The 12,854-nt window shown below is 62.4% G+C and carries 9 protein-coding genes; 2 read left to right on the top strand and 7 right to left on the bottom strand.

Annotation, left to right across the window (positions count from 1 at the left end; genetic code table 11):
- Positions 1-8: 8 nt before the first annotated feature.
- The 6 genes from AC3WLT_RS00640 to AC3WLT_RS00615 form a co-directional block, all read right to left on the bottom strand.
- Positions 9-1,337, bottom strand: coding sequence for an Nramp family divalent metal transporter (locus AC3WLT_RS00640; RefSeq protein WP_492589791.1), 1,329 nt, complete (start codon positions 1,335-1,337; stop codon positions 9-11).
- A 60-nt stretch (positions 1,338-1,397) separates the two neighbouring features.
- On the bottom strand, positions 1,398-2,600 hold the full coding sequence (locus AC3WLT_RS00635; RefSeq protein ID WP_492589789.1) for an acyl-CoA dehydrogenase family protein: 1,203 nt from the start codon (positions 2,598-2,600) through the stop codon (positions 1,398-1,400).
- A 185-nt stretch (positions 2,601-2,785) separates the two neighbouring features.
- Positions 2,786-4,348 carry an efflux transporter outer membrane subunit gene (locus AC3WLT_RS00630; RefSeq protein ID WP_492589787.1) on the bottom strand — a complete coding sequence of 521 codons (1,563 nt, stop codon included), beginning with the start codon at positions 4,346-4,348 and terminating at the stop codon, positions 2,786-2,788.
- A gap of 13 nt (positions 4,349-4,361) precedes the next feature.
- Positions 4,362-7,547 carry an efflux RND transporter permease subunit gene (locus tag AC3WLT_RS00625; RefSeq protein WP_492589785.1) on the bottom strand — a complete coding sequence of 1,062 codons (3,186 nt, stop codon included), beginning with the start codon at positions 7,545-7,547 and terminating at the stop codon, positions 4,362-4,364.
- Between the two features lie 70 nt (positions 7,548-7,617).
- Positions 7,618-8,826: an efflux RND transporter periplasmic adaptor subunit gene (locus AC3WLT_RS00620; protein ID WP_492589783.1), complete on the bottom strand. Its 1,209-nt coding sequence runs from the start codon at positions 8,824-8,826 to the stop codon at positions 7,618-7,620.
- A 34-nt stretch (positions 8,827-8,860) separates the two neighbouring features.
- Positions 8,861-9,715, bottom strand: coding sequence for an alpha/beta hydrolase (locus tag AC3WLT_RS00615; RefSeq protein WP_492589781.1), 855 nt, complete (start codon positions 9,713-9,715; stop codon positions 8,861-8,863).
- A gap of 173 nt (positions 9,716-9,888) precedes the next feature.
- On the opposite strand from AC3WLT_RS00615, the gene AC3WLT_RS00610 reads away from it, so the two are divergent.
- Positions 9,889-10,893, top strand: coding sequence for a LysR family transcriptional regulator (locus AC3WLT_RS00610; RefSeq protein WP_492589779.1), 1,005 nt, complete (start codon positions 9,889-9,891; stop codon positions 10,891-10,893).
- A 203-nt stretch (positions 10,894-11,096) separates the two neighbouring features.
- Positions 11,097-11,405 carry a DUF4148 domain-containing protein gene (locus AC3WLT_RS00605; protein ID WP_492589777.1) on the top strand — a complete coding sequence of 103 codons (309 nt, stop codon included), beginning with the start codon at positions 11,097-11,099 and terminating at the stop codon, positions 11,403-11,405.
- A 233-nt stretch (positions 11,406-11,638) separates the two neighbouring features.
- Here AC3WLT_RS00605 and AC3WLT_RS00600 read toward each other — a convergent pair whose 3' ends face one another.
- Positions 11,639-12,712, bottom strand: a complete 1,074-nt coding sequence (locus AC3WLT_RS00600) for a purine-nucleoside phosphorylase (protein WP_492589775.1) — start codon at positions 12,710-12,712, stop codon at positions 11,639-11,641.
- Positions 12,713-12,854 lie beyond the last annotated feature (142 nt).

The raw sequence follows: 12,854 nt of genomic DNA, 5'->3' as shown, positions 1-12,854 counted from the left end.
CACCCACCTTAGCTCACCCACCCCACCGTCTGCGCCACCAGCCACAGGTTCGCCGCGCTGATCACCGCGAACAGCGCCCAGGCGAGCAGCCGCGTCGGCAGCTGGTTGGCGAATTCGCCCATCAGCGAACGATCGCTGGTCATGCGGATCAGCGGATAAAGCGCGAACGGCAGTTGCAGGCTCAGCACGACCTGGCTTGCGACCAGCAGCTTGCCGACCGCATCGTTGCCCATCATCTGCACGCCGATCAACGCCGGGATCAAGGCCAGCGCCCGCGTAATGAAGCGCCGCTGCCAGCACGGGATTTTCAGCTTCAGAAAACCTTCCATGATGACCTGCCCGGCCACGGTACCGGTGAAGGTCGAGCTTTGTCCCGACGCCAGCAGCGTGAGCGCGAACAGCACCGCCGCGAAACCGGTCCCGACGATCGGCGCGAGCAGCTTGTACGCATCTTCGATTTCGGTGACCTGGTTGTGGCCGGTCGCATGAAACGCGGCACCGGCAAGAATCAGGATCGCCATGTTGATCAGCAGCGCGATCACCAGCGACGCAATCGTATCGATGCGCGACATGCCGATCGCCGACTTGATGCTGGCTGAATCGCGCTTCACGGCCCGTGTCTGCACGATCGATGAATGCAGATAGAGGTTATGCGGCATCACGGTCGCGCCGAGAATGCCGATCGCGAGATACATCGGCTCACGTGAGCTGAGCGCCTGCCAGGACGGAATCAGCCCCTGCGCGACCGACGGCCAATGCGGCTTCACCAGCGCCAGTTCGATGATGTAACCGACGCCGATGGTCGCGATCAGTCCGAGCATGATCGCCTCGAGATCGCGGAAATTCTTGCCCTTCAGGCCGAGCACGATCAGCGTATCGAATGCGGTCAGCAACACGCCGGCAGTCAGCGAGCATTTGAACAGCAGATGGAAAGCCAGCGCGCCGCCGAGCACTTCGGCCAGATCGCAGGCGACGATCGACAACTCCGCGAGCAGCCACTGGAAACGCGCGACACCTGGCCTATAGCGCGCCCGCGACAACTCCGCGAGATCCCGCCCGGTAGCGATGCCGAGGCGCATGCTCAGGCATTGCAGCGCCATGGCCGCGAGACTCGACAGCATGACGACGAACAGCAGGCTATAGCCGTAACGCGAACCGGCTTCGATATCGGTGGCCCAGTTGCCGGGGTCCATGTAACCGATCGAAATCAGCAAGCCGGGTCCGGCGAATTGCAGGATTTTTTTCCAGAAAGGTGCGCCTTGCGAGACGGCGACCGTGCCTTGCACCTCGGACGGGCAAAACGGCGCTGTTGCCGTAGTCGGTAGTTTGAACTGCAATCCGGTGGTCTCTTGAGGTGGATGAAACGCGGCTCGCCTGCAGGGCCGCCGCGAACCGCCTCAAGTGTACAAAGAAACTTCCGGCAATGTCCCGCTGAGCGCATAACGGCCGACATCGCGCACGCGATAGTCGAGCGGATCGTGCAGCGTGTGCACGCGCGCGTTGCGCCAGAAGCGATCGAGCGCGAGCGGCGCGTGCGTCGAGCGGGCGCCGCAGGCGTCGAACAGTTTTTCGCTGACATCGAGCGCGGCGCGGTGCGCGAGAATCTTCGCCTCCGACGTGGCGAGCGCGACCTGCGCGCGCGTTTCGGCGGCAAGCGCCGGGCCCTGCTGCCACGCGTCTTCGAGCGCGCAGGCGGCGCGCATTGCAAGTGCTTCCGCGCTCACCGCTTGCAGACGCATCTCGCCGAAACGCTGGATCAGGTAGGGATCGTCAGCGGCTTTTTCGACGCCGGAACTGATCCAGGGCTTGCCATACTGGCTCACGTACGCACGCGCCTCGTCGAGCGCGCCCTGCGCGATGCCCACGAACAGATTGGTCAGCACCTGCTGCGAGATCAGTGTGCGCAGACTCGCGTACGGCGTATCGGCGCGCTCCAGCACTTCATGCGGCTCGACCTTGACCTGCGCGAACGACACGCTGCCGCTATCGGTCTGCCGCTGACCGATCGGGTTCCAGTCTTCGTGGACGGTGATGCCCTCGCGCGCCGTCGGCACGACGGCGAAGACCGGTCGGCCGGTTGCCGGATCCTGCGCGGAAACGGTCATCATCTGCGAGCCGCGCGTGCCGGAGCAAAATCCCTTCTGGCCATCGAGACGATAGCCGCCGCCGCTGGTTGCGCTTGCAACGAGTCGCGTGTCGAGCGGATTGACCGCATTGCCCCACCACCAGCGCCCTTCCACCGTGCCGCTCAGATAACGCGCACGTTGTTCGGGATTGCCCCACACATTGACGCTGACCACCTGCAAGCAGGTGAAGCCCAGCAGATGCGCGAGCGCACTGTCGACACGCGCTATCGCACGGATCGTTTCGTAGATGTCGGGCCAGCTCGCACCGGCGCCGCCGAATTCGTGCGGCACGGCCAGCGTCAGCAGACCCGCGTCGGCGATCCATTGCTTCTCTTGCGCGGCGTGCCCGCCGTCGCGATCGCGTTGTGCGGCGCTGGCACGCAATGCGTCGAGCAAGCCGGCAAGATCGCGCACTGCGGGCTCAGCGGATGTTTGCAGCGTTTCCAGCGCCTCGGCATGACGAGGTGGGTTCATGCAATTTTCACGTAAAGAGAGCGGACCATGATAGATAGCGGGATGCGGGCGGTCTACGAAGCGATTTTTGGAAGGAACGCAGGAAAGATGATTTAGCAGCGGTACTGTACAGGCGATAAAAAAAGCCGGGCCGCGCTCTCGCACGACCCGGCGGCCCTCGTCTACCCATTCGCTTAAGCGCCAACCTACCGCTTCGCTACCTGCTCCGGAGCCGCAGAGGCTGATGCTGACGCCAGCGCGGACGCGGGCGCAACCGCCCCCACCGCCGTATCGGGCGCCTTGACATCGCCCCAGCCACCGCCCAGCGCGCGAATCAGATTCACCGTCGACACCGCCTGGGTGCCCGACAAATGGCTCGCCTGAAGCTGCGAAATCAGCACCTGCCGCTCGCCGTCGATCACATCCAGATAGCTGACCGCGCCTTCCGTGTACTGCGTGCGCGACAGATGCGCGGCCCGCTGCGATGCCTCTACCGCGTTGTTCTGCTCGCGAATCTGATCGTCGAGCAGACGCAGATCGGCCAGGTTGTCTTCCACCTCGCGGAACGCCACCAGCACCTGCTGACGATATTGCGCGACATCCTCGTCGTATTTCGAGCGAGCCTGCGCGAGATTCGCCTTGCGGCGGCCGCCGTCGAACAGAGGCAAAGTCAACGCGGTGCCGGCGAGCGGTCCAAGGATGAACGCGCGGCTCGACCACTTGAACAGATCGCCAAGCGTCGCCGATTCATAGCCGAAGGCGCCGGTGATATCGAGCTTCGGGAAGAACGCCGACTTCGCCAGGCCGACCCGCGCATTCGCCGCGGCCATCGCCCGCTCCGCCGCCGAAATATCCGGCCGCCGTTCGAGCAGCGCCGAAGGCAAACCGGCCGGCACCCGCGCCGTCACCGGCACGAGCGGCGTTTCCGCGAACGAGAAATCCGCCGGCGGCTTGCCGAGCAGAATCGCCAGACTGTGTTCGGAGGCAGCTCGCTGACGCGCCACACCGACCGCGTCGGCACGCGCGCTCGCCAGTTCATTGCGGGCGCGCGACACATCCAGCTCGCCGATATCGCCTTCCTTGAAACGCCGTTCGACCAGCTTCAGCGCATCCTCGCGCAGCGCCACGGTACGGCGGTACAGATCCTGATCCGTATCGAGTTCGCGCAACTGGAAGTAGTTCTGCGCAACGTCGGCCTGCAGCGCAAGTTGCACCGAACGGAACAACGCTTCGCTCTGCTGCTCGTCCGCACGCGACGCATTCACGTTCGAACCGACCCGCCCGAACAGATCCGCTTCATACGACGCCCCGACCTGGGCACGCCAGATCGTGCCCGTCGTGCCGCCTGCGCTATCCGGCTGGAGTTGCGATGCCGCCGACGCCCGTTCGCGCGTCGGACCGAAGCCTGCGTCGAGCTTCGGGAACCAGTCCGACTTCGCCGCCTGCGTCACCGCACGCGCCTGCTGCACACGCGCCGCGGCCGCCTTCAGGTCCTGATTCGCAGCAGCCGCCTGCTGTTCCAGTTCGTTGAGCCTGGCGTCGCCGAAAATCGTCCACCATTCGCCGCGATGCGCGTCGTCGGCGGGTTGCGCCGGCTTCCAGGTGCCCGCGTTTTGCGGCGACGCGACCGGCGCCTCCTTGAACGCGGCCGGCGTATCCACCTCCGGCCGCTTATACGTAGGCTCCACGGAGCAGGCTGCGAGCAGCGCCACCAGCAAACCGCTGGCGGCCGCCCGGCCCCATCCGCTCAAAGATTCAAACCGCTTCATTATTGTTTTCTCCTCAGGCATCCGTCACCGGCAACGCATAGTGCGGCGCGTCTTTCTGGGCGACGTGAATCGTCCCGCCCGCCAGCGTACGCAGCACCACATAGAACACAGGGGTCAGCATCAGGCCGAACAAGGTCACGCCGAGCATGCCGAAGAACACCGCGATACCCATCGCGTGACGCATCTCCGACCCGGCCCCGCTCGAGAGCACCAGCGGCACCACACCCATGATGAAAGCGATCGACGTCATCAGAATCGGACGCAGACGCAAGCGGCTGGCCTCGATGGCCGCCGACAGCGGCGTATGTCCGTCATGCTCGAGTTCACGAGCGAACTCGACGATCAGAATCGCGTTCTTCGCGGACAGCCCCACCAGCACCATCAAGCCGATCTGCGTGAAGATGTTGTTGTCACCGTGCGTGAGCCACACGCCGGTCAGCGCGGACAGCACGCTCATCGGCACGATCATGATCACCGCGAGCGGCAGCGTCAGACTTTCATACAGTGCGGCCAGCACGAGGAACACGAGCAGCACGCTGATCGGGAACACCCACAGCCCCGCATTGCCGGCGATGATCTGCTGATACGTCAGGTCGGTCCATTCCAGCTTCACGCCATGCGGCAAGGTTTGCGCCGCAACGCGTTCCGCCGCGGCCTGAGCCTGGCCGGACGAGAAGCCCGGCGCCGGACCGCCGTTGATGTCGGCAGCGGTATAGCCGTTGTAACGCACCACCATTTCCGGACCATACGTAGGCGTGACCGTCACCAGCGACGACAACGGCACCATGTCGCCCGCCGCATTACGTGTCTTCAGTTGCAGGATGTCGTCGGCACGTTGACGGAACGGCGCGTCCGCCTGCACCCGCACCTGATACACTCGACCGAAGCGGTTGAAATCGTTCACATACAGCGAGCCCAGATAGATCTGCATCGTGTTGAACACGTCCGTGACCGGCACGCCGAGCTGCTTGGCCTTCACGCGGTCCAGATCGACGTTCAACTGCGGCACATTGATCTGATAGCTGGAGAAGGTCGGGCCGAGTTCGGGCGTCTGCGCAGCCTTCTTCACGAACGCCTGGGCAGCTTTGTTCAACTCCGCATAACCGACCGCGCCGTGATCCTCCAACTGCATCTTGAAGCCGCCGAGCGTGCCGAGGCCGAGCACCGGAGGCGGCGGGAACACCGCCACGAACGAATCCTTGATCGCGCTGTACTGCTGGTTCAACGCGCCGGCAATAGCCCCGGCCGCGAGCTTCTTGCTGCCGCGATCCTTGAAAGGCTTCAACGTGACGAACACGATGCCCGCGCTGGAACTATTGGTGAAGCCGTTCACCGACAAACCCGGGAACGCCACCGCGCTTTCCACGCCCGGTTGCTTCAGCGCGATCGCGCTCATATCGCGGATCACTTTCTCCGTGCGATCCAAAGACGCGCCGTTCGGTAACTGTGCGAATGCAATCAGGTATTCCTTGTCCTGCGCGGGCACGAAGCCGCCCGGCACGACGCGCGAGATCAGCACGGTTGCACCCAGCAGAATCGCGTACACCACGAGCATCGCGCCCTTACGACGCAGCACGCCAGTCACGCCACGGCCATATTCGGTCGAGCCGCGATGGAACACCTTGTTGAAGCCCTTGAAGAAGCGGCCCAGCACGCGATTCATCACACGCGTCAGGAGGTCTTCCTTCGCACCATGACCGCGCAGCAGCATTGCGGACAAAGCCGGCGACAAGGTCAGCGAGTTGAATGCCGAGATCACTGTCGAGATCGCGATGGTCATCGCAAACTGCTTGTAGAACTGGCCCGTCAAACCGCTCATGAAAGCGAGCGGCACGAACACGGCGACCAGCGTCAGCGCGATGGCGATAATCGGCCCGCTCACTTCCTGCATGGCTTTATATGTCGCGTCACGCGCACTGAGGCCGTTTTCGATATTCCGCTCGACGTTCTCCACCACCACGATCGCATCGTCCACCACGATCCCGATCGCCAGCACCATGCCGAACAACGACAACGCATTGATCGAGAAGCCGAACGCGAGCAGCAACGAGAAGGTCCCGACAATCGACACCGGCACCGCGATCAACGGAATGATCGACGCGCGCCACGTTTGCAGGAACACGATCACCACGATCACCACCAGCGCGATCGCTTCGAGCAGCGTATGAATCACCGCCTCGATACTCGAACGCACGAACTGCGTCGGGTCGTAGACGATCTTGTACTCGACGCCCGCCGGCATGTCTTCGGCGAGTTCCTTCATCGCCGAACGCACCTGGTCGGAAATCGCGAGCGAGTTCGCCCCTGGCGCCTGGTTGATTGCCAGCGCCACAGCCGGTTTGTTGTCGAGCAGCGAACGCAAGCCGTATTCCGACGCCGCCAGTTCAATACGCGCGATATCGCGCAGATACGTCACACCGCCATCCGGCGCGGTCTTGACGATGATGTCGCCGAATTCGCCCTCGGTCTTCAAACGGCCGCGCGCGTTCACCGACAACTGCAACTGCGTGCCCGGCACCGAAGGCGATGCGCCGATCACACCGGCTGCCACCTGGATGTTCTGCTCACGGATCGCGTTGACCACTTCGGTCGCGGTCAAACCGCGTTGCGCCACTTTCTGCGGATCGAGCCATACACGCATCGCGTAGTCGCCCGAGCCCCACAACTGCACTTCACCCACGCCCTGAATCCGCGCGAGCCGGTCCTTGACGTTCAACAGCGCGTAGTTGCGCAGATACGTCATGTCGTAGCGGTTGTTCGGCGAGATCAGGTGGACCACCATCGTCAGCGTCGGCGAGCTCTTGATGGTCGTGATGCCGAGGCGCTGCACGTCTTCCGGTAGACGCGGCAGCGCCTGATTGACGCGGTTCTGCACCAGCTGCGTCGCGAGGTCCGGATTGGTGCCGAGCTTGAAGGTCACCGTCAGCGTGAGGTTGCCGTCGCTATTGGCTTGCGACTGCATGTACAGCATGTTCTCGACGCCGTTGATCTGCTCTTCGAGCGGCGAGGCCACCGCTTCCGCGATCACCTTCGGATTCGCGCCCGGATACTGCGCATGGACCACCACCGAAGGCGGCACGACTTCCGGGTACTCGGAGATCGGCAGCTTGAAGAGCGAAATGATGCCCCCCAGCAGGATCACGACCGATAGCACGCCGGCAAAGATCGGCCGATCGATGAAGAATTTGGATATGTTCATTGGAAGCTCTTAACGTTGAAGCATGCGCGGTTGGAGCATGCGCGCGCAATGAAAACGCGGCGCACGAGGCTCACGAATTCTTGTCTGCCTTCGCCCGCGTTTGTGCGAGCGGCGCGCTGTTCGGATCCTGATCGGCGTCCATCGGCACCATGTGAGCGCGCACCGCATCGCCCGGACGCACCCGCTGGATGCCGTTCACGACGATCCGGTCGGTGCCCTGCAAGCCGCCCTTGACGACGCGCAGATTGCCCTGCATGCCGCCCAGCGACACTTCGCGGTACACGACGTGGTTATTCCTGTCGACCACCAGCACGAACTTCTTGTCCTGATCGGTGCCCACTGCCGCGTCGTCGATCAGCAGAGCCGGATGCGGCTCGCTGCCGCCGACCTTCACGCGCGCGTACAGACCCGGGATCAATGCACCATCCTGGTTATCGAAGCGCGCACGCACGCGAATGGTGCCGGACGACGTGTCGAGCCGGTTGTCGACGGATTCGATCGTGCCGCTGCGCGAGTAGCCGCTTTCATCCGCGAGACCCAGTTCGACCGGCACCTTGCCGCCGTCCTTCGCGCGGTTCAGGTATTGCAGATAGGTTTGTTCGTCGGCGTCGAACGAAGCGTAGATCGGCGAGACCGACACCAGCGTGGTCAGCGGCGTCGAGCTCGCGCCCGCCGACACCACGTTGCCTACCGTGATCTCAGCACGCGACACGCGGCCCGATACAGGCGCCACGATCTTCGTGTAGCCGAGATTGATGCGCGCGGTTTCGACGGCTGCTTGTGCGGCCTTCAGGTTGGCGCTCGCTTCGCGCGCGGCGTTCTGCTTCTCGTCGTAGTCGCGCCTGGCGATCGCGTTGTCGGCGATCAGGCGTTGCGCGCGCTCCCAATCGCTTTGCGTGTAGCCCGTGCGCGCCTGAGCGGCCGCCAGTTGCGCTTCGGCGCGATCCACCTCGGCCGCGTACGGACGCGGGTCGATCACGAACAGCGTGTCGCCCTTCTTCACGAGCGCACCGTCCTTGAAATTGACGGACACGATGGTGCCCGGCACCTGCGAACGCACGTCCACTTTCTCGACCGCTTCGAGGCGGCCCGAGTAGCTCTGCCAATCGGTGATGGTCTTTTGCACCACCGTGGCGACATCGACTTCCGGCACGATGGTGGGCGCTGCGGGTGAACTCGCATCCACGCGGATCGCGCCGAACGTGCCCAGCCCTGCCACCACGGCGACGGCTAGAACGGCAATCGCCAGACGGCGACGGGAAAGAGGAAGGATAGTCATCAAAAGCTCCCGGTATCGTTGGTTAAAGTTCTGTTTATCGATGGGCGCGCGCGTCGAAGCGCCACTGAAAAAATCGCACCGCTTCCTGCAACGCAGGCGGATGGTCGGCCAGCGCGGCGTGTGAGACGCTCGGATAGCGGACCACCTGGGTCAGCACGCCGGCGTCGATCAGACTGCTCGCGTATTTCTCCGCTTCCACATGCAGCACGTCGTTTTGCGCCGTCGCGATCAGCGTGGCCGGCAGGCCCGCGAGGCGCGACGATTCGAGCGGCGCGGCATACGGATGCATGCGTTGCGACGCTTGCGGCAGATACGCGCGATAGCACGCCGCGCATTCCTTCGCGGTAATGTCCGAGCCGAGGCGCTTTTCGTCGCCGAGGCGCGTCAGGCTCGGATCGAGCATCGGTCCGAACAGCGCTTGCGCGGCGATGCGCACGTCGCCGCGATCGCGCGCGATGAAAGCGAGGCAGTTGGCCAATTGCCCGCCCGCATCGTGGCCCGCCACGCCGACCTTCCTGCTGTTGCCGCCGAACGCACGCGCCCGGGTCTGCACCCACAGCGCCGCGCGATGTGCGTCTTCAGGCGCCGCGGGAAACGGAAACTGCGGCGCCAGCGAGTAACCGACCGACACCACCAAGGCCGGTAAGTGTTCTGCGAAATAACGCGCGGCAAAGTCGGCCTGATCGATCGAGCCCTTCGTAAAACCGCCGCCGTGGAAATAAAGCAGTACCGGCAGTGCGGTTTTCTGCGGCTGCCTGTACACACGCAACGTGATGTCTTGTGCGTGTCCTTCGATCTGTACGTCAGTGACGTCAAGCGCCGTGCTGCTGGCCTCTGCCGGGTTGCTGCCGGCGGGCACGAACGAGTACGACGGTTTAAATGCATCCATGTCGAGCCGCGCAATGCGCATAGAACTTCAATGGTGCGAATTGTGGGTTCGGCAGACTCGTAAATAAATGCCTATAATCCGGCAACACAATTCGGCGTCTCTGAACAATCGAACGCGATTGCTCTGCGGATTCGATTACTGCTCAGTACGCCCGCCCCTTCTGGAGGTTTGCAATGGACCGGCTTCAGGCCATGCAAGTGTTCACGCGTGTCGTCGACACCAACAGCTTTACCCGCGCAGCGGAAACGCTCGATCTGCCGCGCGCATCGGTCACCACCATCATTCAGAATCTCGAAGCGTTCCTCGGCACGCGTCTGATGCACCGGACCACGCGCCGTTTGTCGCTGACGCCGGACGGCGCGGCGTACTACGAGCGCTGCGTGCGCATTCTCGCGGACGTCGAAGAGACCGAGGCCAGTTTCCAGAGCGGCAATAAGAAGCCGCACGGCAAGCTGCGCATCGACATGCCCGGCTCGATTGGCCGCTTGCTGGTGATTCCTTCGCTATGTGAATTTCACCAGCGCTACCCGGACATCGACTTGCAACTCGGACTGACGGACCGGCCAGTCGATCTGTTGCAGGAAGGCGTCGATTGTGTTGTACGGGTGGGCGCGCTGCAGGATTCGTCGCTGGTGGCGCGGCGTATCGGTTTGTTCGAAGGCGTGAGCTGCGCGTCGCCGGACTACGTCGAGCGCGCGGGCATGCCGACGTCGCTCGAAGACCTGGACAATCACAAAGCAGTCAATTACTTCTCGAGCCGCACGGGACGCACGCTCGATTGGGCGTTCATGGTTGATGGCAAAGAAGTTGAAGTGAAGATGAAGAGCATCGTGTCGGTGAACGACGCCGATGCCTACGTGACGTGTGGACTGGAAGGCTTCGGCCTGATTCAGCCGGCGCTCTTCATGGTGCTGCCGCATCTGCGTTCGGGCCAGCTCGTTGAAGTGTTACCGGAGCTGAAACCTTTGCCGATGCCAATTTCCGCAGTCTATCCGCACAGTCGGCATCTGTCGCCGAAAGTCCGGGTTTTCGTAGACTGGATTGCCGAGTTGTTCGATCGCTGCCCGTTGTTGAGCGGTCGCGGCACGCTCGACGCGACGTGCACGAAGCGTACTCCTGAAGAGCGCGAATCTGCTCCGATGCTCGATACGCCGGTGATAACCGAGTGGGTAGCCTGATTCGCGTTGATTTGAAGTACAGTAATTGAAACAGTGAATTTCAATCGCGGCTCTAATGCCGCGATTGCTTGAGTTGCCGCGATTGTTCTGAAAACGCGACAATTCATTTCGCGAAAGTGCGATTTATCCACCCCACTTCAGAGCCTACATTTCACCCTGTCGCAGCGCTCCTTGTGCTGCAAACGAATGGACAGGAGTGAATCATGAAACGCCAACTCATAGCAGGTATTGCTCTTTCGCTGCTCGCGAGCGCACCCGTGTTTGCACAAAGCAGCAGTGGCGGCATTGGCCGCGCCGGCACCTATGAAACGCAACCCACGCCGAGCACGAGCAGCAAGACGCGCGCTGAAGTGCAGGCCGAACTGGTCGCTGCGTATCGCGATGGGTCGTTGCCTTCGTTGAACCGGACGACTTACCCGAACAAAGGGTTGATCGGCCAGACGCAAGCCGCGCGTATTGCGTTGCAGGAAGGCACGAGCGGTGATGTGACTCGCGTCGCACGCGGTCAGTAATAAGGCCACGGCGCCGTCATTGTTCGGTTTCCAAAAGAAATGGGCATTGCGGCGGCGGATATGCACTCTTCAAAAAGGAACTCATCATGACGCCATCTGAACTTGATCATTGGGATACTGATACGGCGGTGTGGACGCCGTATCGGGCACCTCAAAAGTAAAGGTCTTTTGCCTGCGCGGCGCTGTATGCCTGTGCGCCTGCGGCGCCGCGCAGGCAGATAAACGCAGGAATACTACCGCTGCGGGACGCCGTCCCTCCACTCGCTCCAATGCGTAGCAATATCCTGCACCAGCGGATTGCCGGAGCGGAACAGATTCTCGAGAGCGATGGTAAAGCCCCCTTGCGCAGCATAGTTAAGCAGATTATCCGCACTGGAATGCCCATCGTACGGCCGATCAAAGTCGGACCCGGCCCGCAGCACGGCAACCCGGTTCAAGTCGACCTTACGCACAGAAGCAGCGCGCTTGAGCGCCTCGTATGTCGCGTTATCCTCCTGCTGCGTAGTGCAATAAACCCCTTTGTTGTCGGTCAGAATCTTGGTCCAATCCCGGGCCCGCTGCCCAAGCAAAGTCCCCGACCACCAGGTATCCCCAGCAAGCGTATCGCATTGAATGACAGTCGGCGGCCGATTGGCCGGCGCATAAGAATACTTGGCCCGCGCAGCCTGAGCCTGCGCGTTGTCGGCCAACGCGACACTCCGGGACAAAGCAAAAGCCGTATCGGCAAGCTGAGTATTCAACTGGAAAACCTCGGTCCGATAATCAAGCGGCGGCTTATCGGCAGGACTTTTGGTATTGATCCCCAGGTAGCCCGTATTCCAGCCAGGCGGAATCTCCCGCCCATCGATCTCCCACTGAATCCCGAAGTCGACCAGATACTTCGCCCACGCGGCGGACCCCACCGTCCCTTGCCCAGGATCGATCCCGGCAATCCCCGCCACCATGAAATACGTATGCCGCAAATCGAATCGCGGCGAAAAAGTCAAAGCCATGATCGACGCGGCGGCGTTGCTGTGCCCCATGCCCGTCGTCATCACGCACACGTCCTGCTTATTGCAATGAACCATCGGGTAATCCGGCGACAAGCCGTCGACCGCAATATCACGCCAGGGTCCAAGGCGGTCGAGCCATACCTGGCCCTCCGGCCCGAACATCGAAATGATCATCACCTTGACCGGCCGGCCACGCGAACCGCCGTCGCCTTGCGCGAAACCATCGCTGTCGTCCGCGTTGGCGGGTCCGGCTGAAAATGCCGCGCAGGCGGCCAGCGTAATAGCGGAGATTGCACTGAGTGTGCGAGTCAGCATCGTGATCCTTCCTTGTGCTTGTGATGCAGATTGGGAGAGGTGCTGCTTTCAGGCCGAAAGAAGTATAGATGCGAAGAAATTATTTTCCACTACGCGGCGCGTAAGTTTCCGCGCCATTGTCGAATCGGCATCACCGACGTGG

The organism is Paraburkholderia sp. FW306-2-2C-D06C, from assembly GCF_058781505.1.
This window is presented reverse-complemented; position numbering and strand designations above follow the sequence as displayed.

Excerpts from the sequence above, each read along its gene's own strand:
- AC3WLT_RS00635 (WP_492589789.1), bottom strand. The coding sequence starts at position 2,600 with ATGAACCCACCTCGTCATGCCGAGGCGCTGGAAACGCTGCAAACATCC.
- AC3WLT_RS00630 (WP_492589787.1), bottom strand. The coding sequence starts at position 4,348 with ATGAAGCGGTTTGAATCTTTGAGCGGATGGGGCCGGGCGGCCGCCAGC.
- AC3WLT_RS00625 (WP_492589785.1), bottom strand. The coding sequence starts at position 7,547 with ATGAACATATCCAAATTCTTCATCGATCGGCCGATCTTTGCCGGCGTG.
- AC3WLT_RS00620 (WP_492589783.1), bottom strand. The coding sequence starts at position 8,826 with ATGACTATCCTTCCTCTTTCCCGTCGCCGTCTGGCGATTGCCGTTCTA.
- AC3WLT_RS00615 (WP_492589781.1), bottom strand. The coding sequence starts at position 9,715 with ATGGATGCATTTAAACCGTCGTACTCGTTCGTGCCCGCCGGCAGCAAC.
- AC3WLT_RS00610 (WP_492589779.1), top strand. The coding sequence starts at position 9,889 with ATGGACCGGCTTCAGGCCATGCAAGTGTTCACGCGTGTCGTCGACACC.
- AC3WLT_RS00605 (WP_492589777.1), top strand. The coding sequence starts at position 11,097 with ATGAAACGCCAACTCATAGCAGGTATTGCTCTTTCGCTGCTCGCGAGC.
- AC3WLT_RS00600 (WP_492589775.1), bottom strand. The coding sequence starts at position 12,712 with ATGCTGACTCGCACACTCAGTGCAATCTCCGCTATTACGCTGGCCGCC.